At 72.1% G+C, this 22,382-nt stretch carries 19 protein-coding genes; 6 read left to right on the top strand and 13 right to left on the bottom strand.

Annotation, left to right across the window (positions count from 1 at the left end):
- Positions 1–109: 109 nt before the first annotated feature.
- Positions 110–1,825 (bottom strand): apolipoprotein N-acyltransferase, encoded by a 1,716-nt coding sequence (lnt, locus tag WME73_RS21010; RefSeq protein ID WP_437916871.1) that lies wholly within the window; start codon positions 1,823–1,825, stop codon positions 110–112.
- Between the two features lie 548 nt (positions 1,826–2,373).
- Between lnt and WME73_RS21005 the strand changes: the two genes are divergently transcribed.
- Both WME73_RS21005 and WME73_RS21000 read left to right on the top strand, forming a co-directional pair.
- Positions 2,374–3,648 carry a hybrid sensor histidine kinase/response regulator gene (locus WME73_RS21005; protein WP_437803314.1) on the top strand — a complete coding sequence of 425 codons (1,275 nt, stop codon included), beginning with the start codon at positions 2,374–2,376 and terminating at the stop codon, positions 3,646–3,648.
- On the top strand, positions 3,648–4,820 hold the full coding sequence (locus WME73_RS21000; RefSeq protein ID WP_437916870.1) for a cysteine desulfurase family protein: 1,173 nt from the start codon (positions 3,648–3,650) through the stop codon (positions 4,818–4,820). The genes WME73_RS21005 and WME73_RS21000 overlap by 1 nt, the downstream gene beginning before the upstream one ends.
- Positions 4,821–5,296: 476 nt before the next feature.
- Here WME73_RS21000 and WME73_RS20995 read toward each other — a convergent pair whose 3' ends face one another.
- Genes WME73_RS20995 through WME73_RS20985 form a run of 3 tightly spaced genes read right to left on the bottom strand, consistent with a single transcriptional unit; the run spans position 5,297 to position 7,850 of the window.
- Complete coding sequence (locus WME73_RS20995) at positions 5,297–6,043, bottom strand: TrmH family RNA methyltransferase (RefSeq protein WP_437300742.1); 747 nt, start codon at positions 6,041–6,043, stop codon at positions 5,297–5,299.
- Entirely contained in the window at positions 6,040–6,822 is a 783-nt protein-coding gene (gene pyrF / locus WME73_RS20990) for an orotidine-5'-phosphate decarboxylase (protein ID WP_437747186.1), read from the bottom strand. Before pyrF ends, WME73_RS20995 begins: the two co-directional genes overlap by 4 nt.
- Before the next feature lie 20 nt (positions 6,823–6,842).
- Positions 6,843–7,850, bottom strand: a complete 1,008-nt coding sequence (locus WME73_RS20985) for a hypothetical protein (RefSeq protein WP_437747185.1) — start codon at positions 7,848–7,850, stop codon at positions 6,843–6,845.
- A 265-nt stretch (positions 7,851–8,115) separates the two neighbouring features.
- Between WME73_RS20985 and WME73_RS20980 the strand changes: the two genes are divergently transcribed.
- Complete coding sequence (locus WME73_RS20980) at positions 8,116–8,331, top strand: acetyl-CoA carboxylase biotin carboxyl carrier protein subunit (RefSeq protein ID WP_012236329.1); 216 nt, start codon at positions 8,116–8,118, stop codon at positions 8,329–8,331.
- Between the two features lie 120 nt (positions 8,332–8,451).
- Here WME73_RS20980 and WME73_RS20975 read toward each other — a convergent pair whose 3' ends face one another.
- Positions 8,452–9,474 carry an MlaD family protein gene (locus WME73_RS20975; RefSeq protein WP_437747184.1) on the bottom strand — a complete coding sequence of 341 codons (1,023 nt, stop codon included), beginning with the start codon at positions 9,472–9,474 and terminating at the stop codon, positions 8,452–8,454.
- Positions 9,475–9,717: 243 nt separating this feature from the next.
- Here WME73_RS20975 and WME73_RS20970 point away from each other — a divergent pair, with 243 nt between their 5' ends.
- Positions 9,718–10,458: an ABC transporter ATP-binding protein gene (locus WME73_RS20970; RefSeq protein ID WP_437747183.1), complete on the top strand. Its 741-nt coding sequence runs from the start codon at positions 9,718–9,720 to the stop codon at positions 10,456–10,458.
- A 25-nt stretch (positions 10,459–10,483) separates the two neighbouring features.
- Here the strand turns inward: WME73_RS20970 and WME73_RS20965 are convergent, their stop codons facing one another.
- Both WME73_RS20965 and WME73_RS20960 read right to left on the bottom strand, forming a co-directional pair.
- Complete coding sequence (locus WME73_RS20965; protein WP_012236326.1) at positions 10,484–11,341, bottom strand: MlaE family ABC transporter permease; 858 nt, start codon at positions 11,339–11,341, stop codon at positions 10,484–10,486.
- Between the two features lie 15 nt (positions 11,342–11,356).
- Positions 11,357–12,247 carry an MlaE family ABC transporter permease gene (locus WME73_RS20960; protein ID WP_012236325.1) on the bottom strand — a complete coding sequence of 297 codons (891 nt, stop codon included), beginning with the start codon at positions 12,245–12,247 and terminating at the stop codon, positions 11,357–11,359.
- A 289-nt stretch (positions 12,248–12,536) separates the two neighbouring features.
- On the opposite strand from WME73_RS20960, the gene WME73_RS20955 reads away from it, so the two are divergent.
- The gene (locus WME73_RS20955) at positions 12,537–13,475 is read left to right on the top strand and encodes a DMT family transporter (RefSeq protein WP_437873080.1); all 939 of its coding nucleotides are present in this window, start codon (positions 12,537–12,539) and stop codon (positions 13,473–13,475) included.
- 58 nt (positions 13,476–13,533) lie between these two features.
- Here WME73_RS20955 and WME73_RS20950 read toward each other — a convergent pair whose 3' ends face one another.
- From WME73_RS20950 to WME73_RS20935, 4 genes are all read right to left on the bottom strand, one after another.
- A complete protein-coding gene (locus WME73_RS20950; protein ID WP_437916869.1) occupies positions 13,534–15,279 on the bottom strand; it encodes a cation:proton antiporter in 1,746 nt (581 codons plus the stop codon).
- A 115-nt stretch (positions 15,280–15,394) separates the two neighbouring features.
- Positions 15,395–16,069 carry a glutathione S-transferase family protein gene (locus WME73_RS20945; RefSeq protein WP_437916868.1) on the bottom strand — a complete coding sequence of 225 codons (675 nt, stop codon included), beginning with the start codon at positions 16,067–16,069 and terminating at the stop codon, positions 15,395–15,397.
- 45 nt (positions 16,070–16,114) lie between these two features.
- Positions 16,115–17,086, bottom strand: coding sequence for an NAD-dependent epimerase/dehydratase family protein (locus tag WME73_RS20940; protein ID WP_437747179.1), 972 nt, complete (start codon positions 17,084–17,086; stop codon positions 16,115–16,117).
- Positions 17,083–17,733 (bottom strand): class I SAM-dependent methyltransferase, encoded by a 651-nt coding sequence (locus WME73_RS20935; protein ID WP_437916867.1) that lies wholly within the window; start codon positions 17,731–17,733, stop codon positions 17,083–17,085. Before WME73_RS20935 ends, WME73_RS20940 begins: the two co-directional genes overlap by 4 nt.
- Before the next feature lie 608 nt (positions 17,734–18,341).
- On the opposite strand from WME73_RS20935, the gene WME73_RS20930 reads away from it, so the two are divergent.
- Positions 18,342–20,783, top strand: coding sequence for a S8 family serine peptidase (locus WME73_RS20930; protein ID WP_437916866.1), 2,442 nt, complete (start codon positions 18,342–18,344; stop codon positions 20,781–20,783).
- A gap of 9 nt (positions 20,784–20,792) precedes the next feature.
- Here WME73_RS20930 and WME73_RS20925 read toward each other — a convergent pair whose 3' ends face one another.
- Positions 20,793–21,920 carry an RtcB family protein gene (locus WME73_RS20925; protein ID WP_437873074.1) on the bottom strand — a complete coding sequence of 376 codons (1,128 nt, stop codon included), beginning with the start codon at positions 21,918–21,920 and terminating at the stop codon, positions 20,793–20,795.
- Entirely contained in the window at positions 21,917–22,300 is a 384-nt protein-coding gene (locus WME73_RS20920; protein ID WP_012236317.1) for a ribosome-binding factor A, read from the bottom strand. Before WME73_RS20920 ends, WME73_RS20925 begins: the two co-directional genes overlap by 4 nt.
- Positions 22,301–22,382: the final 82 nt, after the last annotated feature.

Below are 22,382 nucleotides of genomic sequence, written 5' to 3'. Positions count from 1 at the left end.
CAGAAAACGCCGAGCTGGGCCCGTCTCCTGTGCGGGTGACCGCCGCTCTTGGGTCGCTCGAGCGTCCGCCGCGCGGCGTCGGCGTTTGCCACGCGAATGCGCGGGCGGCTCAGCCTTCGCCGCGCCGGAGCCGCCAGCGCTTCGGCCGCGTGAACAGCGCCATGGCGGCGCTCGCGACCGCGGCGACGTACCAGGGGATGTCCTTCACGGTCCCGTAGACGGTCTGCGCGCGCATGAACCGGGCCTCGCCGAGGAGCGACTGCTCCTTGAACGTGTCGCTGTGCGCGACGACCCGCCCGACCGGGTCGACGATCGCGGAGACGCCGCTGTTCGTCGCGCGCACGAGGTAGCGGCGGTGCTCGATCGAGCGCATCTTCGCGAGCGCGAGGTGGATCCACGGCTCCGTCGAGTCGCCGAACCAGGCGTCGTTCGTGAGGTTGACGAGGAGGTCGGGGTCGCCCTGGGCGACCAGCTTGTTCACGAAGTGCGGCAGGATGTCCTCGTAGCAGATCATCGTCGCGAGCCTGTGGCCGTCCCACTCGAGCGGAGCGAGCGACGTGCCGGGGCTGAAGCGGCCCGAGTTCGGCGACAGCTTGTAGAGGTACGGGACCAGCTCGCCGAACGGGAGGTACTCGCCGAACGCGAGCAGGTACTGCTTGTCGTATCGACCGAGGATCTCGCCGTCCTTGCCGGCCATGAGCGCGGTGTTGAAGCTCACGCCGCGCTCGTTCCGGTCGGCCGGCAGCCGGTGGATGACCGTGCCGACCACCGTGGGGACGCCGAGGCGGCCCGTGAGCGACCGCTGGACCTCGCGCTGGTAGGCCGACTCGCGGAACGCTTGCGGCACGCCCGCCTCGCTCCACACGACGAGCTCCGCGCCCTGCTGCGCGAGCTCCCGGGTCCGGCTCACGTGAATCTTGAGCGCGTTCCGCCGGTCGAAGAGCGCGAGGTTCGGCTGGACGATCCCGATCTTGATCGGCTCGGCCGCGGCGACGGCCGCGTCCACGGCGCGGATCCGGAGGACGCCATACACGGCGGCGAGGGCGGGGGCGGCGATCCCCACCGCGACGACCGCGCGGTTCAGCGGGCGACCGCGTCGCGGCGGGCCGGCGTCGCGGCCGGCTTCGCCCGGCGCGGGGCTCGCGCGATCCAGCCGGAGCATCACGAGCTCGGCGATCGCGAGGTTCGCGGCGACAAGCACCAGGCCGACGAGGTAGGGGCCGCCGAGATCCGCGACCTGGCCCATCACCGGCGCGTTGTGGACCGAGGCGCCGTAGTACCAGGGGAAGAGCAGCGGAAAGACGAGCTCGCTCGTCACGAACGCGAGCGCGAAGGCCACCGAGCCTGGCCATCCGCGCGCCTCGGCCCGCCCGTAGAGCCAGCCGCACAGGGCGATCCTCCCGGCCTGGTAGCCGCAGAGGATGGCCATGAAGAGCGCGCAGAGGATCGTGGGGAATCCGCTGAACACGCGCAGCATCTCGAGCAGCCAGTAGAAGCCGGTCATCGTCATGACGAAGCCGGCGATCCAGCCGAGCAGCGCCGCGCGCCTGGGCGTCTGTCCGCGCAGCGCGACGATCAGGGGGACGAGGCCGAAGAACGAGATCGGCCAGAGATCCATCCCAGGAAACCCGAGGAAGTAGAAGAGCCCGCTGAGGGCCGCGAGCGCATAGGCGAGGCGCGCGGGCAGCGCGCGCGCTGCTCTTCCCGCGCTCGCCGGGGGGTCGCCCGCGCTGCGCGGCGCGTCCGGCAGCGGGAGACTGGCGGTCTCTCCACCCCCGGCGTCTGCGACGGCAGCCTCGCTCTCTTGCTGGTGTGCGGTCGTCATCGGGAGCGCCCGGGGAAGGGAAGGCAGCGCGCCGTCGTGACGGCGGCGCGGTGGAACCTGGAAGGGCCGAGCATGGCGGCCCCCGTATTGAAGGGACGCTGTCGCTCCGTCAACCCGCTCGGCGCGAGCCTGGCAACCCGCTCGGCGCGAGCCTGGCAACCCGCTCGGCGCGAGCCTGGCAACCCGCTCGGCGCGAGCCTGGCAACCCGCTCGGCGCGAGCCTGGCAACCCGCTCGGCGCGAGCCTGGCAACCCGCTCGGCGCGAGCCTGGCAACCCGCTCGGCGCGAGCCTGGCAACCCGCTCGGCGCGAGCCTGGCAACCCGCTCGGCGCGAGCCTGGCAACCCGCTGGGCGCGAGCCTGGCAACCCGCTGGGCGCGAGCCTGGCAACCCGCTCGGCGCGAGCCTGGCAACCCGCACCGCAAACGAGCGCTCCGAGCGGACGGCCCCGGCGCTGCGCGCGCCCGCGCAGCCTGGCCAGGCGGTGGAAGTTCGCGCAGAACGTGCCTGAACCCCCACGATCGCGACTACTATGCGCACGCAGAGCCCATGTCGAAGATCCTTCACATCGAGGACGATCCCGCGAACCGCCTGCTCGTCCGCAAGCTGCTCCAGAACGCGGGCTACGAGGTCCTAGAGGCCGCCGACGGGCTCGAAGGGGTACGTCTCGCCTGTACGCAGCACCCCGACCTCGTCCTCGTCGACCTGAACATCCCGGGCCTCGATGGATTCGAGGTCACCCTGCGCCTGCGCGGCGAGGCGTCGCTCGCCGGCGTCCCCATCGTGGCGATCACCGCGGAGGGCGACCGGGACACGAGCCTCGCCGTCGGCTGTGACGGCTTCCTCCAGAAGCCGATCGACGCGCGCTCCTTCCCGTCGATCATCGCCCGCTACCTCAGCGGCGCGCGCGAGGAGCTCCCCGCGTCCCAGGGGCCGCTCCGGCTGCGCGAGCAGAGCCAGCGCATCGTCGCCCACCTGGAGCAGAAGGTGGCCGAGCTCTCGCGCGCCAACGCCCGGCTCCGCGAGCTCGACGCCGCGCGCACCGAGTTCTACCGCAACATCTCCCACGAGCTCGCGACCCCGATGACCCCGATCGTCGGGTACGTGAAGCTGCTCGCCGACGAGGAGCTCGGCCCGCTCAACAAGGCGCAGAAAAAGGCGCTCCTCGCGATGGAGGACTGCGTCCGCAGGCTCCGCTCGCTCATCGACAACCTCCTCGACGTCACCGGCATCGAGACGGGCCGGATGCGCTTCATGCACTCCGAGTACGACTTCCTCGACACCACGCGGCGCGCCCTCGCCCAGGTCGCCGACCGCTTCGCCGAGGGGAAGGTCCAGCTCGTCGAGGAGCTGCCGCGCGGCCCGCTCCCCGCGTGGGGCGACGCAGGCCGCCTGCAACGGGCGATGATCCAGCTGTTCGAGAACGCGGCGAAGTTCACGCCGGCCGGCGGCACCGCGGGCGTGCGGGTCACCGTGCTCCAGTCGGGGCACTACGAGCTCTGCGTCGCCGACACCGGGCCTGGGGTCAAGGCGGACCGCCAGTCGCGCATCTTCGAGCCGTTCTACCAGGTCGACGGCTCGGCCACGCGCGCCTACGGCGGCGTCGGCGTCGGGCTCGCGATCGCGCGGCGCACCGCCCGGGGGCTCGGCGGCGACGTGCGCGTCGCGTCTCCCAGCAACGAGATCATCGAGGGGGAGACGCTGACCGGGGCCGCGTTCTACCTGACGGTCGCCCGGCGAGCGCCCTTCCAGGACGATGGCAGCTCCCCCGGTCGGCTCGGCCCGCCCTCGTCGCCTCCCACCGATCCCTCATCGTCCATCTGATGCACCCGGCCGCTCGCGCCATCTACCTCGACTGGAACGCCACGACGCCGCCGCACCCCGAGGTCCTGGCGGCGATGCAGTCCGCGGCGGAGGTGGCCTGGGCCAACCCTGCGAGCGTCCACGGACCCGGGCGTCGGGCGCGCGCGTTCATCGAGCAGGCGCGGGAGGCGGTCGCCCGGCTGACGGGCTTCGACGCGCGCGACGTGATCCTCACCTCGGGCGGCACCGAGGCCAACAACCTCGCGCTCTGCCACGCGTTCGACGAGCGATCCGGGTCGCTCGTCGTCTCGCGGATCGAGCACCCGTCGGTGACCCGCGCCGCCGAGGCGCTCTCCGGCCGCGGCGTGCACGTCGCGTGGATCGATCCCGAGCCGTCCGGCCGGGTCGCGCCGGAGGCGATCGCGGCCGCCGTGGATCGAGCGGCGGCCGTCGCGCCCGTGCGGCTCGTGAGCCTCCAGGCGGTGAACCACGAGACGGGGGTCGTCCAGCCGATCGCCGAGGCGGCGGCGATCGTCCACGCCCGCGGGGCGCGCCTCCATGTGGACGCCGTCCAGGCGGTGGGACGCCTCCCGCCGGAGGCGTGGGCCGGGGCGGATCTCGCGTCGATCGCGGCCCACAAGATCCGCGGGCCGAAGGGGATCGGCGCCCTCGCCGTCCGGCCGGGCATCCGGCTCCGGCCCGTCCTGCTCGGAGGCGCCCAGGAGCGCGGGTTGCGGCCCGGGACGCAGGACCCGCTCGCCGCGGCCGGCTTCGCCGTGGCCGCCCGGCGCGCGATCGGCGGTCCTGCCCGCTACGCAGCGCTCGCCCCGCTCCGCGATCGCCTCGAGGCCGAGCTCGTCGAGATCGGGCGCGCGGCCGGCGCCGCGCCGATCCGCAACGGGGACGGCGACCGCGCCCCCCACATCACGAACCTCTCCTGGCCCGGTTGGCGCGGCGACGAGCTCTGCGCCGCGCTCGACCTGGAGGGCGTCGCCGTGTCCAGCGGATCGGCCTGCAGCGCCGGGACCGCCGAGCCTTCCCCGGTCCTCACGGCGATGCTCGGGCCAGAGCGCGCGGCGTCCGCCGTGCGCTTCTCGATCGGCGAGGACACGGCCGAGGCCGACCTCATCGAGGCCACGCGCCGCGTGGCCCGCGTGCTCTCCCGCCTGCGATCGCTTCGAGCCGGAAGCTGAGCCGATCCCGTCGCTTACCGGGAACCCGTCGATTCTTGAACCATCCCTCGAGCCATTCCGGATAAGCGCGCAGAGAAGGGTGAGTCCACAGGGGTATCTCTTCGTAGCGATTGAGCTTTTCGAGGGGGCTGTGGATTCTTTAGGTCGATCCATTGAATGGATCGAATCGGTCGTCTTGCTGTGAGCCTGTTCAGCGTTCGACGAGCTGCTCGACTTCGCTTCAGGTTCTGGTTGTATCCATTCGAATTTGTTGTCAATTTTCTTGATGTAAGGAGTCGGCCTGCGGCGCCGCCCGGCGACCTCGCGGCGCGCGATCACGCCGGCTCCGGACGCATCGATCGAGGGCCGTCCAGGCCAGCTCTCGGATGAGCTCGCGCTCGACGCGCGGTGGTGCTGCCAGGCCACGTCGCGGCGCGCGAGCGCGCTGGTGACCGGGACCTGGAGGCGCGCCGCGAGAGGCCGAGCGCGCTGTCCGGCTACGCGCTCGATGCGCGGCGCTGCCGGACGACTTCGTAGAGCGCGATCGCCCCTGCGACCGAGGCGTTCAGCGAGGCGATGGGGCCGGTCATGGGGAGCCGGGCGACGTGCTGGCAGACGCGGCGGACCGAGCGGCGCGTGCCCTTGTCCTCGGCGCCGATGACGATCGCGACAGGGCCGGTCAGGGGCAGCTCGCCGAGCTCCACCGGACCCTGGGCGTCGAGCGCTATCGCGGCGACGCCTCGGGCGGCGAGCGCCTCCAGGGCGTCGGGCAAGGAGGGGACGCGGCACAGCCTCGCGTGCTCGATCGCGCCCGCGGACGCACGGAAGGTCGCCGGGGTGAGCGGCGCCGAGCTGTGCTCGGGCCACAGGATGGCCCGGGCGCCCAGGGCGACGGCGCTGCGGATCACCGCGCCGAAGTTCTGCGGGTCCATGACGCCGTCGAGCGCCACCGTGATCGTGCCGGCGCCGGGCTGGCCCTCCTCGACGACCGGGATCTCGTCGACACCGACGATCTGGAGCTCGGGCGCCGAGGCCACGGCCCCCTGGTGGCGCCCGCCGGCGCTGCGGCGATCGAGCTCGTTGCGGGGCGCGCGCTCGGTCGGGATGCCCTGGCCCTCCGCGAGGCGCGCGAGCGCGTCGAGCTTCGGGCCGCCGTCGCGCTGGACGAGGACCCATCCGACGCGCGCTCCGTGCGCGCGGATCGCCTCACGAACCGGCTGGAGACCGTAGACGAGGCGGCTCACGGGCGCGGAGGGTGGAGCGTGTGCGCGATCTCCTGGACGATCGAGCGCGCCGTGGCGAGCGGATCGGCCGCGTCGCGGATCGGGCGGCCGACCACGAGGAGATCTGCGCCGGCCGAGATCGCGGCCGAGGGCGTGGCGATGCGCTTCTGATCATCGCCTTGTGTGCTGCCTGCGCCTGGACCGAGGCGGATGCCCGGCGTCACGATGAGCTCGCCCCGCCCGAGCGCCTCCCGCAGCGCGGGGACCTCGTGCGGCGAGGCGACGAACCCGTGGACGCCGGCGCCGCGCGCGAGCTGCGCCAGCCGGACCACGTGCTCGGACGCGCTCCCCTGCACGCCCTGCGCGGCGAGATCGCCGTCGTCGAGCGACGTGAGCACGGTGACGGCGAGCAGGATCATGTCCTGAGAGCGCGCCGCCTCGTGGGCCGCGCGCCTCAGCATCTCGGCGCCGCCGGCGGCGTGCACCGTCAGGTACCGGACCCCGAGCGCGGCGGCGCTCGCCACGGCCCGCGCCACCGTCTCGGGGATGTCGTGCAGCTTCAGATCGAGGAAGACATCGAGCCCGAGCGACTTGCCGATCTCGACCGCCCTCGGCCCCTCGCGAACGAACAGCTCCAGGCCGACCTTGAGCACGCCGATCGAGGGGGCGATGCGGGTCGCCGCCGCCCTGGCCTCGTCGAGGTTCGCGTAGTCGAGCGGGAAGACGAGCCTGCGGCGCGCCTCGTCGAGCGAGCCGCCGCCGAGGCTCGTTCTCTGCCTGACCGAGCTGTGGTTTGCCATTCAGGGGACCCCGTTCCGCGTCAGAGGCAGCTGCAGAGCGGATCGCCAGGGGCACAGTTGCAGGGCGCCTTGGCGCCGCCGCCGCTCGCCGGCGCGCCGCCCGCGGCCGGGCGTCCGCCGCCGCCGCGGCGCAGCTGCTCCTGCTTCTGCTGCTCGGCCTCGAGCTGCTTCTGCAGGGCAAGGCGCGTCGCCTCGTCCTTGGCGGTCGCGAGCTGATCGCGCAGCCCGGCCATCTTGCCCTCGGACTCCTTGAACTGCGCCTCGAGGCGCTTGTTCGCCTCCTCGAGCTCGCGGGCCCTCGCGGCCTCGGCCTGGATGCGCGCCTCGTTCTTCTGCGCCGAGTCGACGGCGACGACCGTGACGATGCCGATCACCAGCACGCTCGCGATGGCGCCGCCGATGAGGAGCTTGCGCAGCTTCTTCTTCGACTCGTCCTGCTGCAGCGCCGCGAGCGAGCGCTCGTGGTGCTGCTGCGCGGCCATCGCCTCGAGCCGCGCCTTCTGCTCGGCCTCGACGCGCGCCTTCTCGATCTCGGCCTGCCGGATCGCCTCGAGCCGCGCCGCCTCCTCGCGGGACCGGCGCTCCTCGTTGCGACGGCGCTCCTCCTCGGTGCGGATGCGCTGCTCCTCGGCATCGCGCGCGGCGCGCTCGGCCTCGACGCGCGCCTTCTCGGCGGCGGCGGCGGCGGCGGCCTTCTGGGCCTCTTCGCTCTTGATGCGATCCTCCTCGAGGTTCATCAGCTCCTTGAGCGAGAACAGGACCGAGCTTTCCTTCTGTTCCGACATGACCTCGTGGCTCCTTCGATCGAGCGCGTGCGGTTGGGCTACCAAGGGGCGGTGCGGGGACCTGCAGGTCGCCCTCGGAGGGCCACCGAGCAGGACGATTGTGACCCGCAGAGCGGCTTTGACGCAATTATTCGCGAACGCCACGACCCTCGTGATGTCGAGGCGCCGCGGAGCCGCCAGCCAGAGTATCGCCGTGGTGCACCGCAGGTACCAGCGGAAATCGTTGCGCTTCGTCCCTTCCACCTCACCTCCACGTGTTCACCTCGGTCACCGAGGTCACCTCGGTCAGCTCGCGTGCCCTCGGTTCCCCTTGGTCCTCCTTGGTCCTCCTTGATTCACCTCCGTTCCCCCCGGTTGTCAGCGCGCGCCTGCGCCGTCGCCGGACGAACTGGTCCGTCGCGGAGGGCGCCCAGGGCATGATGGAAGAAGGGGCCGCCCGATGGCGGGCATCGTCGCTCACCACGGCCCCGTTGGATTCTCTGTGGCTCTCCGGTAGCGTCGCGCGCCCATGGCGAACGTCATCAAGGCGCACATCACCGGTACGGTCTGGAAGATCGAGGTCAAGCCGGGCGACGAGGTCGAAGAGGGGACCGTCGTCGTCATCCTCGAGTCCATGAAGATGGAGATGCCCGTCGAGGCTGAGGAAGCGGGGACGGTCGAGGAGATCCTCGTCACCGAGGGGGCCGCCGTCACGGAAGGCGCCCCGCTGGTCAAGCTGGCCTGAGCGGCCGTCAGGGCCGACGGGGACCCGACGGCCCACGGACGTACATCGCGCTCACGCCCGGGTCATCGGCCCGGCGCGCGGAGCGCGGTCGCGCGCCCTGCAGGACGCGCGCGGCGCCGCTCACTCGCGCCAGAAGAACTTCCAGGGGTTGTGCTTGAGGTCTCGCGCGAGCTCCTGCAGGTCGTCGAACAGCTGCTCATCCATCACGAGCGCGCCGACCGTCCCCTTGCCGCGCTTCACGTGGGCGAGGACCTCCTGGGCGTCGGCCGTCGCAGCCCTCGCCCTGCCCGCGATCTCGGCGATGTCGTCGAGCGTCTTCCTGATCTTGACCTGCTCGGTCTCGCCGCCCACGGTCGTCGAGAGGCGGCGCGCGTTCGCCAGCGTCTCGCGCGCGTCCGCCATGAGCGGCGGCAGATCGCGCGCGGCCGTCCCGGTCAGCTGATCGGTGTTCGCGAGGATGCGGTCGATCTGCGGGTTGTTCACGTACCGCTGCCGGGCGTCCTTCACGAGATCGGTGCCGTCGACGCTCATCTGCTCGACATTCTCGGCGATGCGATCGAGCCGATCCTGGTTTCGGTGCATGAAGTCGCCGGTGCCCTTCAGCGTCTTCCGGAGCCCGTCGAACGCCTCCCCGACCTCTTCGCGGTGCTCGCGCATCGCCGAGACCGTCGCGTGCAGGAGCTCGTATCCCTCGGCGAGCAGCATGTCGAGGCGCGGCGGATCGAGCCCCCGGACGACGGCGTTCGGCGGGATCACCGGCCGATCGGTCGAGCCGGGCTCGATCGCGAGGAACTGCTCGCCGAGCACGCCCTGCGTGGTGACGTAGAACGTGGCGTTGTCGTGGATGCTCTGCTGGTAGCGTTCCTCGAGGCGCAGCTGGATCCGCACGAGCGGCTCGCGCTTGCCGTCCTTGCCGAGCTTGCCGCCGCTGAAGTGGATCTCGCTCAGCTTGCCGATCTCCACGCCGGCGATCTTCACCGGCGCCCCGGTCTGGAGGCCGCCCGGGTTGTCGAACTCGACGTAGATCGAGTACTTCGGCTGGAAGTTGACCCCGCCCATCACGAGGATGAACGTGGCGAGGAGCCCGAGCGCCGTCAGGATGAGGATCCCGACCTTGACCTCGATCGATCGCGGGCTTGCCATGAGTTCGTTATCTTCTCCGATCTGGCGGCGGCCGGGGGAGGGAAATAGGCCAGGATCCACCTGCCGCAGCGCGATATTCCAGCGGGCGGCGTGACGCTTCGCGCAGCCATTGCTTTGACGCAACCGCGCTTCTCTTCGTTCTGCTCGTTTCTTCGCTTCTCCTCGTCTCGTCTCGTCTCGTCTCGTCTCGTCTCGTCTCGCTTTTCTCCGCTTCTCTCCTCTATCCACTATCCCCAGACCGCGATGATTTCGTTCCGAAATGTCCGAAAATCCTTTGGCCCCAAAGATGTCCTCAAGGATGTCTCGTTCGACGTCGAGGACGGCGAGGTGTTCTTCATCATCGGGCAGTCGGGGGTCGGGAAGAGCGTGCTCATCAAGCACCTCGTGGGGTTGCTCTATCCGGACGGCGGGGAGATCTGGCTGGACGGAGAGGAGGTGAGCCGCTTCGACGAGGCCCGGATGTACCCGGTGAGGATGAAGTGCGCGATGGTGTTCCAGCACTCGACGCTGTTCGACTCGATGACGTGCGCCGAGAACGTCGCGCTCCCGCTCCGCAAGCACAAGGGGCTCAGGCCGAAGGAGGCGCTCGCGGAGGCGCGGAAGCGGCTCGAACAGGTGCATATGCGCGAGTTCGGGGACCGCTTCCCGCCGGAGCTCGGCGACGGGATGCGCAAGCGCGTCGCCATCGCCCGCGCGCTCACGCTCGACCCGCGCTACGTGCTCTTCGACGAGCCGACCACGAGCCTCGACCCGGTGAGCGCGCGGCGCGTCGACAAGCTGATCCGCGAGCTCAGCGACACGCTCGGCGTGACGAGCATCGTCGTGAGCCACGACCTCGTGAGCATCTTCACGATCGCCGACCGCGTCGTCATGCTCTATCAAGGTCTGGTGCGCCTGCTCGGGGATCGCGCGGCGTTCCAGGGCTCGCCGGATCCGGTCGTGCAGCAGTTCATCACCGGCAGCGCCGAGGGGCCGATCGAGTGAGGCGCGGCGCGGCGGGGCCGCCCGCCTAGCGGAAGATCAGGAAAGCGGCCGCCGAGATCAGCATGTTGAGCACGATGACCGCGAGCGAGGAGTTCACGACCGCGCGCGTCGTCGCCCAGCCCACGCCCTCGCTGCCGCCGAACGTCGACAGCCCGGAGTGGCCGGAGACCACCGGGATCGCGGCGCCGTAGGCCACGCACTTCGCGAGGCCGGTCGCGAGATCACCGGCGTCGACGAGGCTGACGTTCATGAACGTCTCGGGGCTGACATCGAACATGCTGTACGCGGTGACCATCCCGGTGGTGAAGGAGACCGCGGCGCTCCAGACGATGAGGCACGTCGTCATGAGGAGGCTCGCGATGAACCGCGGCTTGATGAGGTAGTCGATCGGATCGGCCGCGCACATGCGGAGGGCGTCGACCTGCTCGGTCACCACCATCGAGCCGATCTCGGCGGCGATGCCCGCGCCGACCCGCGTGGCGAGCATCAGCGCGGCGATCGACGCGGCGAGATCGCGGACGAGCAGCTCGAGGTACGTCGCGCCGAGCATGGTCAGATCCGGGATGACCCGCTTCGCCTGCTGGCCGGCCTGGAAGACCATGATCATCCCGATGAAGCCCATCACGACCGTCAGGAAGAACAGCGATTTGTTGCCGATCTCGTACATCTGTTGGAGCACCGCGCCCGGCTCGCGGCGCCCCTTCGCGCAGTAGTAAAGCGTCCTTACAAATACCGAGTAGAGCTCGCGCGCCGACTGGAAGAGGGACAGCGCGGCGGCGCCGATCGCGGCGACGCCGGACGCCTCCGGCGCGAGATCCCTGAGCTCGCTCGAGGGCGGGCCGGCGCTCGGGCGGTCGGAGGAGCTCTTGTCCGGGGAGGGCATGCGCGGCGCCGCCGATCAGTCGAGCGTGAACGAGACGAAGTAGTCGAGGATGAAGATGCCGGCGGCCGAGGCGACGACGGTCGCGTTGACGGCGCGGCCGACGCCGGGCGCGCCGCCGGTCACGCCGAGGCCGTACTGGCAGCTCGAGAGCGCGAGCACGACGCCGAAGACGACGCTCTTGACGAGGCCGCTCATGACGTCGCCGATGTCGAGCAGCCCGCTCGTGAGGCCGTTGTAGAAGACGGCCGGGGCGACGCCGAGGAGGAGGTCGCCGGTCAGCGCGGCGCCGAGCAGGGCGAGCGCGTCGGCGAAGATCACCGAGAGGAGCAGCGTCAGCACCATCGCGAGGAAGCGCGGGGCGATGAGGAAGCTCACCGGGTCGATCGCGAGGACGCGGAGGGCGTCGATCTGCTCGGTGACGACCATGGTGCCGAGCTCGGCGGTGTTGTTGGCGCCGACGCGGCCGTTGATCATGAGCGCCGTGAGCAGCGGGGCGATCTCACGGAGCGTGCCGAAGCCGGCGCCCCAGCCGAGCAGGCCGTGCGCGCCGAAGCGCTCGACCAGCGGCGCCGCCTGGATGACCATGATCGCGCCGGTGAAGAGGGCGGTCACGACGACGATGGGCATCGACTTGACGCCCATCCGGTAGAGGTTGCGCATGAACTCGGCGCCGTCGACGCGGAGCGTGGCCACGCGCGCCGCGATCTTGCCCGCGAGCACGGCCATGCCGCCCACCGTGGCGGCGATCTGGAGGAACGAGCCGCCGAGCTGGTGGACGCCGGAGGGCTCCTGCGCGATCGGCGCGCGCGGCCGCTTCACGGGTGGCGCGGGCGGCGCGCCGGACGAGGCGAGCGCGCCGCCGCCGTGAGCGCGCGCGGCGGTGCCTGGGCCAGCAGGAGACGTCATGGGAGACGGGAGCTTAGCCCAAGGCTCCCGGGGAGCGCGGCGCGATCTGGCGTCCCGAGAGGCCGGCGCCCGAGAGGTCGAGACCGCTACCCAAGCAGGAGATCGTCCTCTACGTGGAATGTGCCCGCCTCACCCCGAGGCAGTCTCGTGCGGTGGCAAACGCGCGCTCCTGCGCGCAATGCCGGTGCGCCTCCCGCGGAGGAGCGCGCCGGCCCGGAGGCGGGCTGTCGGCGACGATGTCCGGTCCCCTGGCGGAGCGAGCCTGGTGAAGAGCAGAGAAGCAGATGTGATGTCCCCTCATGAGAGCGTGGGCGCGTTGACGGGCGAGATCCGGACCGGCCTCCTCGACGACGGCCGGACGTTCGCCGTCCTCTCGGCGGCGACGTTCGCGCTCAAGGCGATCTTCGTGAAGCTCGCCTACGCCGCGCACCCCGTCGACGCGGTGACGCTGCTCGCGCTGCGGATGGGCATCGCGCTGCCGTTCTTCCTGTGGCTCGCCCGCAGGGAGCGCGGCGCGGCCGAAGGGCCCCTGACGCCTCGCCTCTGGGGAGGTGTGCTGATCGTCGGGTTCCTAGGATATTACCTCTCCAGCCTGTTCGACTTCATCGGGCTCACGTACATCAGCACCGGCCTCGAGCGTCTGATCCTGTTCGTGTATCCGACGCTCGTCCTCCTGATCGGCGCGGTGTGGCTGAAGCAGCCCGTGCACGGCAAGGCCTGGGGAGCGCTCGCCGTGTGTTATCTCGGGCTTGGGGCGGCCGTCTGGCACGATCTCGAGCAATCCGGGGACGTGCGGGCCGTCGCCATCGGCGGAGCGTGGGTGTTCGCGAGCTCGGTGACCTACGCGCTCTACTACATCGGCGTCGGCAAGCTCGCCTCCAGGGTCGGCTCGACGCGCCTCGCCGCGTACTGCGGGGCGGCCTCGTGCCTGATGGTGCTCGCGCACTACGCGGCGACGGGGAGCCCGGTCAGGCTGGGCGAGCTCCCGGCGTCGGTGTGGGGGTACGCGGCGGCGATGGCGACGATCAGCACGGTGCTCCCCATCGTGCTGCTCGCCGCCGCCATCCGGCGTCTCGGCGCGGGCCGCGCGGCGACGTTCTCGACGCTGGGCCCGGTGCTCACGATCGCTTTCTCGTGGGTCATCCTGGGCGAGCCGGCCACGTGGCAGCAGGTCGTCGGGCTCACGCTGGTCGTGGGCGGGGTGAGCTGGCTCGGCAAGTCGAAGTGAACCTGCGCCCCGCTCGGGAGCGCCGGGGCCGCGGGCGCGGCGCACGCCCGCCGCGGGGTCAGGCGTCGTGCACCGCGGGGCGAGGCCCTGGTGAGCCGCTGCCGAAGAGCTCGCTCCGGACGCGATCGCGCTCGCGTTCGAGCTGCTCGGACGTCGCGCCCAGCCGCACGAGGAGGCGCTCGGTCATCGAGAACGCGACCTCCGCCTCGCCGGTCACCACGACGTCCGCGCCCGCCTTCTTCAGCGCGGTCACCTCGCGCAGGTAGAAGGCGCGGGCGAGGACGAACAGCCGCGGGTTCACGCCCTTCGCCTGCTCGATCACCCCGTCCCCGGGCGCGCCGGCCGCCGTGAACAGCAGGCTGTCCGCCGTCCCGACCCCGGCCCGCTCGAGGATTTCCCGCTGCGTGGCGTCGCCGTAGATCGCGCGGATGCCCTGGTCCTGCAGCTGCTTCACCGTGTCGAGGTTCAGCTCGACGACGGTCGGCGCGATGCCGTTCTCACGGAGCAGCCGCGTCAGCGTCTTCCCGACAGGGCCGTAGCCCACCACGACGGTGCGGTGGGCGTGCTCGTCCAGCGAAGCGGCCTCGGCCTCCGCGAGGGCGGCGTCGCGCCGCTGGAAGAGCGCGGACGTCCATCGCGCGAGGCGATCGCGGACGCCGAAGAGCACCGGGTTCAGCGTGATCGACACGATGGCGGCGACGACGAGCGCCTGCTCGGCCTCGACCGGCAGGACACCGAGCTTCTTGCCGAGCGCCGCGAGGATGAACGAGAACTCCCCGATCTGCGCGAGCGAGAGGGCCACGGCGAAGGCGGTCTGGAGGGGGCGGCGGAGCAGCACCGTCACCGCGAGCGCGGCGAGCGGCTTGCCGATCAGCACCACCGCGAGCGTCCCCGCGGCCAGCTGCCAGCCCACGGCGAGCTGCGCCGGGTCGAGGTGCATCCCCACCGAGACGAAGAACAGCACGGCGAACGCGTCGCGCATCGGGAGCGCCTCCGACGCGGCGCGCGAGCTGAAGTCGGACTGGCCGACGACGAGGCCGCCGAGGAAGGCGCCGAGCGCCATCGACGATCCGAAGAGCATGGCCGAGCCCACGGCGACTCCGAGCGCGACGACGAGCACCGTCAGCGTGAAGAGCTCCCGCGAGCCGGTCTTCGCCACGTACCCCAGCAGCGCGGGGATGAAGCGCTGTCCGACGATGAAGACGAACGCCACGAGCCCGGAGAGCTTGAGGATCGCGATCCCCACGGACGCGGCGACGCCCGCCGCGCCCGCGCCCGCGGCTTCGCCCATCACGGCAGGGAGCAGCACGAGCACCAGCACGGTGAAGACGTCCTCGAGCACGAGCCAGCCGATGGCGAGGTGGCCAGCGGGGGTGTGCAGGACGTCGTTGTCGCTGAGGACCCGCGTGAGCACGACGGTGCTCGCCACCGAGATGGCGACGCCGAAGACGACCGCCGCGCCCCACGTCCAGCCCGCGGCGCGGCCGACCATGGCACCGAGCGCCGTGGCGACCGCGATCTGGATGAGGGCGCCGGGCACGGCGACCTTGCGCACGGCGAGGAGCTCGCGGACGTGGAACTGCATGCCGACGCCGAACATCAGCAGGATGACCCCGATCTCCGCGAGCTGGTCTGCGAGCCGCTTGTCCGCCACGAACCCCGGGGTGAAGGGGCCGACGAGGATGCCGGCCAGCAGGTAGCCCACGATGGGGGATAGCCTCAGGCGCTGGGTGACGAAGCCGAGCGCCAAGGCTGCGGTGAGCCCGCCCGTGATCGTGAGGATGAGGTCGAGTTCGTGCGGCATGTCCGGGCCTAGCGCCTTCCGTCGCCGGCCGCCGCTTCGTGGTGCGGCGCCGCCGGTGATCTCGAGCGAGGCGTGGGCCGCGCTCGCCTCTACTTACTTGTTACTTGTTGACGTGTTACATGCCCACGACGCCGATGGCCTCGTACTCCTCGATGATGTGCGGCTCCTCCTTGGCCTTCGCGATCCACGCCTGCATCGCGGGCAGCGCGAGGATCGACGCCACGTAGCGCCGGGAGACCGCGTCGAGCTCGACGCCGTACGTGTCGAACCGCGTCGCGACCGGCGCGTACATCGCGTCCGCCACGCTGAAGCGCCCGAACAGGAACTCGCCTCCCTGCCCAAAGCGCGATCGGCAGTCGTTCCATATCGCCTGGACGCGCGCGATGTCCTGCGACGCCGCGCCGGTGATCGCCACGCCCTGGATCTTCCGCCGCACGTTCATCGGCAGCGCGGTGCGGAGCGCGGCGAAGCTGCTCGCCATCTCGGCGCTCACCGATCGCGCGACGGCGCGCGCGTCGCGCGCCTCCGGCCAGAGCTTCGCCGCGGGGAAGAGCTCCGCCGCGTACTCGGCGATCGCGAGCGACTCCCAGATCGTGAGCGCCCCGTGCTGCAGGGCCGGCACCTTGCCCGACGGAGAGTAACGCTGGATCTCCAGGGTGCGTGTGCCGGGCGCCCGGAGAGGGATCACCACCTCTTCGAAATCGGCGCCAGCCTGCTTCAGGACGAGCCAGGCCCGGAGCGACCACGATGAATAGGTCCTGTTCCCGAGATAGAGGGTGAGCTCAGCCATGCGTGGAGTCTACCACCGCGGCCGACCCGCGCGGCGGCGGCGCGCTCACTGCGCTCGTCGCGCCAGCTCGCCCCCGAACACCTCGCTCGCCAGCGCCTCCACCGCCATCCGGACCGCCTCGTCGCTCGTGTGGCGCACCCGGAAGCCCAGCGCCGCCAGCTTGCCGGGATCCATCCGCGATCGCGGCACGTCGCCAGGCCAGCCGCGCTCGCCTCCCTGATACCGGATCACCGCTTCCGGATAGGGCGACGCCGCCACGCACAGCTCCGCGATGCGCGAGACGCTCGTCGCGTCCTCGGGCGCGAGGTTGTAGAGGTTGAGCCGCTCCCTGGCCTGGTCGAAGCCGAACAGGATCCCCTCCGCGCAGTCCCGGACATCGAGGTACGGCTTCGACTGGCGCCCGTCGCCGAGCACCTCGAGCTCCGTCCGCCGATCGCGCAGCTTCTTCAGGAAATCGAGCGCCGCGCCGTGCGTCCCGCGCGGCCCGACGACGTTGCCGAAGCGGTAGATCCACGCCGTGAGGCCGAAGCACTCGACGTAGGCGCTGATGAGCGCCTCGCCCGCGAGCTTGCTCGCGCCGTAGAGCGAGATGGGCAAGGCGCCGAGATCGCCCTCCGCGCACCGACGCGCGGTGTCGCCGTAGACCGTCCCGGAGGACGAGAAGATCAGCCGGCTGACGGCCGTCCGTCGCATCGCCTCGAGCACGTTGTACGTCGCGATGGTGCCCTGATCGAGGTCGAGCCGCGTCCGCGCGAGCCCCCAGCGCGCCTCGGGGTTCGCCGCGAGGTGCACGACGAGGTCGTGGCCCGCCATGGCCTCGGTGAGCCGCTCCAGATCGAGGGCGTCGGCCTCGACGAGCGTCGCGCGACCGGAGGCGAGGTGCGACGCCACGAACGCGCGGCGCCCGACAGAGAGGTTATCGTAGATCGTCACGGGGCCGCGCTCGACCAGGCGATCGGTGAGGTGGCTCCCGATGAACCCGGCGCCGCCGACGACGAACGACCTGAGCTCCGTCATCGCGCGTCTCCCGCGGTTCCCGCGATTCCCCCGGCCAGGCGCTCGATCCGCGCCGCGAACTGGAGGCGATCCTGGGTCACGAGGCGGAACGGCAGATCGTGGATCCGGAGCGGCCACTCGAGGCCGGTGATGCGGCCACCCGCGCCGCGCACGAGCGCGACGAGCTCGCCCGGCGTGAAGTACGTGCCCCGCACCTCGACGCCGGGCGCGGCGTTGCCGGCGAGATCCATCCAGAGCAGCACGCGCTCCGAGACCGGGCCGAACCGGAAGTGATCCTTGAGCGCGACGACGCGCGACGCGACCCGGAGCGCCTCGGCGAGCAGCGCGCCGGGGCGCGCGGCGTGGTGCAGCACGTCGGAGAGGAGCACCGCCTCGAACGCCGCGTCGGGGAAGGGGAGGCGCTCGCCGTCATAGCCGATGACCGGCAGCGCCGCCCCGGGACGCGCCTTCACGTCCACGCCGACGACGCGGAGCGCCCCGACCAGGCGCGCGACCTCCAGCGCGACCGTGCCGTCGCCCGCGCCCACGTCGAGCAGCGACGCCGCAGGGCCCACCTGCGCGGCGAGCGCCCGCGCGACGCGGCCCACGCGCGGCACGTGGACCAGGCGATGGTGCAAGGAGAACAAGGCGCGCCCGAGGACCGTCATCGTGTATCCGAGCCCCGGCGCCGCCCGCGCCGGAGAGCCGCGCCACGCTAGTCGAGCGCTCGAGGACCGGCAACGCCCGGGGCCGTCCCCGCGCCGCCGGAGGCCGAGGCGGCCTCGTGAGCGCGACGAGCTCGTACGCCGCGGCATGGCAGGACAGCGACGACATCGCGAGATAACGATCTCTCGAGGGCGCCCTGGGCTCCGTGACCACCGCGCCACCGCGCCACCGCGCTCCGTCGCGCGTGGCAGGGCCACACAGCGCAACTCTCGTTACGCCCGACCCGAAAGGGCGGTTGCTCTGAAACAACCACTCTTCCATGGTCTGCGACAATGACGGTCCGTGGCGCGCGCCGCCCTCCGCTCTCGCACCGCTCGCGCTTGACCGATTCGCGTCATCGAACATAGCTGAATCGATGATCGGAGCGCGCGGGAAGGGGCTTGTGAGGTGCGGTGGTTGCCGGCTCGTTCTGGCATCTCTCTGGTTCGCCATTTCAGGGTGCAGCGGAGAGACTGGAGACAAGGAGGCGGGCCGGGACACTGTCCTTCCGGACGACTCGGAGCCAGGCGAAGCGACGTTCGCGCCGGAGGAGGCCACGGAGCTCTGGTTCGTGGAATTCGAGCGAGCGCCGGCCGCGAGGGGCAGCGGGAGCGACCGCGTCAAGGGCCTTGTCGAGGAGGAGCGGGAGCGCTTCCGGCGAGCTGCAGCGACCCGCGGGCTCCGGTACAAACAACGATTCTCGTTCGAGGAGCTCTGGAACGGCCTCTCCGTCCGGGTCGCGCAGGACGGCTCCGCCGCGCTCCCGGACATGCCCGGGGTCAAGGCCGTCTACCCGGTGGTGCCGGTGGAGCTCGACACCACGCGCGCCGCGCCGACGGTCGACCCGGACCTCGCCGTCGCAGGCGAGATGTCGGGCGCGGACGTCGTGCGCCGAGAGCTTGGCGTGACCGGCGAGGACATCCGCGTCGGCGTGATCGACAGCGGCGTCGACTACCATCACCCCGATCTCGGAGGCTGCTTCGGCCCGGGCTGCCGCGTGGCGTTTGGCTACGATTTCGTCGGCGACGATTTCGTCGCCGGTGACGCGACCAAGCCGCCCGTGCCCGACGGAGAGCCGGACGATTGCCTGGGCCATGGCACGCACGTCGCCGGCATCATCGGGGCGAACGGGGTCGTGCAGGGCGTGGCCCCGGACGTGACCTTCGGCGCTTACCGCGTGTTCGGCTGCCGCGGCGGCTCGCGCGCCGACATCATCCTCAAGGCGATGGAGCGGGCTGCCAGCGACGGCATGCACGTCATCAACATCAGCATCGGAACGCCGTTCCAGTGGCCTGACTATCCGACGGCGACGGCGGCGAGCGCGCTGGTCGGGCGCGGCGTCGTGGTCGTCGCGTCGATCGGCAACAGCGGTGAGAAGGGGCTCTGGGCCGCGGGCGCGCCCGGCGTGGGTGAGGCGGTCATCGGCACCGCGTCCGTCGACAGCACGCGCGTCACCACCCTGTCGTTCACCGTCGCGCCGGGCAACGCCGTGATCGGCTACACCCGCGGCGCCGGGAGCCCGCCCGCGCCGCTCTCGGGGAGCGCCGCCCTCGCGCGCACGGGGACGACCACCAGCGCCCGCGACGCGTGCGCCGAGCTCCCCGCCGGCAGCCTCGCGGGCCAGATAGCGCTCGTCCGGCGCGGCGGCTGCTCGTTCCACCAGAAGGCCGCGCACGCGCAGGCCGCGGGCGCCGTCGGCGTCCTGTTCTACAACGACCGGTCCGGGGCGATGAGCCCGTCCGTGGAGGGCGACCCTCCGATCACCCTCCCGGTCGTGGGGATCGCGCAGGCCGACGGCGAGCTGCTCAACGCGCGCCTCGACGCCGGGCCCGTGACCCACAGCTGGACCCACCGGGCCGTGGCCGCGCGGAACAGCACCGCGGGCCTCGTCTCCCGCTTCAGCTCGCACGGCCTGAGCGCGGCGCTGTCCTTCAAGCCCGATCTCGCCGCGCCCGGCGGCACGATCTACTCGACGGTGCCGATCGAGCAAGGTTCGTACGACACGCTCAGCGGGACGTCGATGGCGGCGCCGCACGTGGCCGGGGCCGTCGCGCTCCTGCTCGCCGCGCGCCCGGAGCTGTCCGCGGCGCGCGTGCGCGACGTCCTCCAGAACACCGCGGTCCCCGCGCCGTGGAGCGGTGATCTGGGCGCCGGCGTGCCGGAGAGCGCGCACCGGCAGGGCGCAGGGGTGATCCGCGTCGACCGGGCGATCCGCGCGACCACCGTGATCAGCCCCGGAAAGCTCTCGCTGGGAGAGAGCGAGGCCGGCCCCGCCGCGCGTACGCTGACGCTCGAGAACTCGAGCGGGCGCGACGTCATCTACGACCTGTCGCACGCGCCCGCGGCGTGCGCGACAGGGGGCGACCACTGGGCGCCGGCGAGCGCCACGACCGGCGCGGCGCGCGTCGATTTCAGCGCCGTGACGGTGACGGTGCCCGCCGCCGGGAGCGCGACCGTCTCCGTCACCGTCACGGCGAGCGACGCGCTCGCGGAAGGCGGCCTGTTCGGCGGCTACCTCGTGTTCACGCCGCGGGGCGGCGCGGCCGACGGCCTGCTGCGGGTGCCGTATGCGGGCTTCAAGGGCGATTATCAGAGCCTGCCGCTCCTCAAGCCGTCGGGTTCCGGGGCTCCGTGGCTCGGCAAGCTGAGCGGGACGCGCCTGACCCAGCAGCCGCGCGGCGCGGCGTACACGCTGGCGTCGGACGACATGCCGTATGTGGTCGTCCACCTCGATCACGGCGCGGAGGTCCTGGCGCTGGACATCGTCGACGCCGCCACGGCGAAGCCGTGGGGGCGCGCGCTGATGCTGTCCCACGTCGGTCAGAGCGCGTCCGCGACGGCGGTCACGCGGTACGGATGGAAGGGCACGACGAAGCTCGACGGGAGGCCCACCGTCGTCCCGGACGGGGATTACCTGATCAAGCTCCGCGCGCTCAGGGCGCTCGGCGATCCGGACAACGAGGCGCACTGGGAGACGTGGACGTCGCCCGTCGTCACCCTCGACCGGCCGTGACGGGTCCGCTCATGGCGCCTTGTAGACGAGCACCGGCCAGAGCCGGCGGACGACGCGCACGAGGTCGCGTTGCGCCCGCATGACCGCGCCGATGTCCTTGTAGGCCGAGGGCGCCTCCTCGCGCAGCCGGTCCGCGAGGCGGTGATCGAACCACACGCCCTCGGCCTCGCGCAGCAGCTGCCGCGCGCCGATGCGGCGGCGCGCCTCGCCCCGCGGCAGCGCGCGCCCGGCGCCGTGCGCTGACGAGCCGAGCGCCTCGGGGTGGCCGCGCCCCTCGACGTGGAAGCTCGGGCTCCCCATCGACCCGGGCACGACGCCGGGCTCCCCCTCGCGGAGCCCCATGGCGCCCTTGCGGTGCACCCACAGCGCGCGTCCGCCGTGCTCCTCGCGCCGGACGTGGTTGTGATCGATCTCGATGCGCGACGACGCGTCGGCGTCGACGCCGAACAGCTCGGCGAAGAGCGAGAGGGCCTCGGTGACCATCCGCGCGCGGCTCGCCCGCGCGTACCTCGCTGCCCAGGCTGCATCATCGAGGTACGCGCGCCCGGCCTCGCTCTCGGCGTCGAGGAAGCGGACGCCCGACGGGTCGCGCGCCGCGAGCGCCTCGTGGTGCTGCCGGATCGCCGGGCCCATGGCGCGCGAGCCGCTGTGGAGGAGCAGCCACAGCGCGCCCTCCTCGTCGCGTTGCACCTCCAGGAAATGGTTGCCCCGGCCGAGCGTACCCAGCTCCATCCGGCCCTCGCGGTGCTTCATCGCCTCGAGGCGAGGCGCGCCGAGCCGCGCCTCGGCGAGATCGCCGGGCAGCGGCGGAGCGCCGGCGGCCGGGCGCAACAGGTGCGGGACGCGGCGGCACAGCGCGGAGAGGAGCTGCGCCGCGCGATCGCGATCCGCGAGCAGATCGGCGTCCGCGCGGAGCCGCAGCGCGACCATGCCGCAGCCGATGTCGCCGCCGACCGCCGCCGGCAAGAGGCGACGGGTCGTGGCGGTCACCGTGCCGACGCACACGTCGTCGGCCACGTGCGCGTCGGGCATGACCGCGATGTGCGCGACGTCGTCGGTGCGCGCGAGCCGCGAGAGCGACGCGCTGAGCGCCGCGCTCGCGCCGTCCGGGAGCCACGCGGAGATGCGCGCGCTCACGGCTCTCCCTCCGGCGGCAGCACCTGAAACGCGAGCGTCGGCGCGCGCTTGCGGGTGATCGCCCCCGCGACCTCCGCGCGCACGTAGCCCGCCACCTTCTCCAGCCGCGCCGCCGCCACCTCCGGCGGCGTGCCAGGCCTGACCTGCACGACCACCGCGAGCCGGCTGGCGTCGGGCGCCGGCTCCACACCCATCACCCAGACGTCCTGGAGGACGTCGTCGCGGAGCGCGGCGAGCGCGTCGCTCACCGCCTCCTGCACCTGACGGCAGAGCTGGCGCTCCTTGCGCTGCGCGCTCCGCGCCGCCGTCCCACCGAACAACGAACCTGCATCCACGACGGAGCGCGCGCGTTCGCGGCTCCGCGATCGATCTTTGCCCATGCCATGCTCCCGAGGGCGCGGCGACGCACCTACGCGTCGGCCGCGCGGTTCCAGCGACACGCGAGATGAGCTCGGGGATGTG

The sequence above is a fragment of the Sorangium sp. So ce302 genome (assembly GCF_051530145.1).
GTDB lineage: Bacteria > Myxococcota_A > Polyangia > Polyangiales > Polyangiaceae > Sorangium > Sorangium cellulosum_B.
Note: the sequence above shows the minus strand (reverse complement) of the source record. Positions and strands in the feature narration are given on the sequence as shown.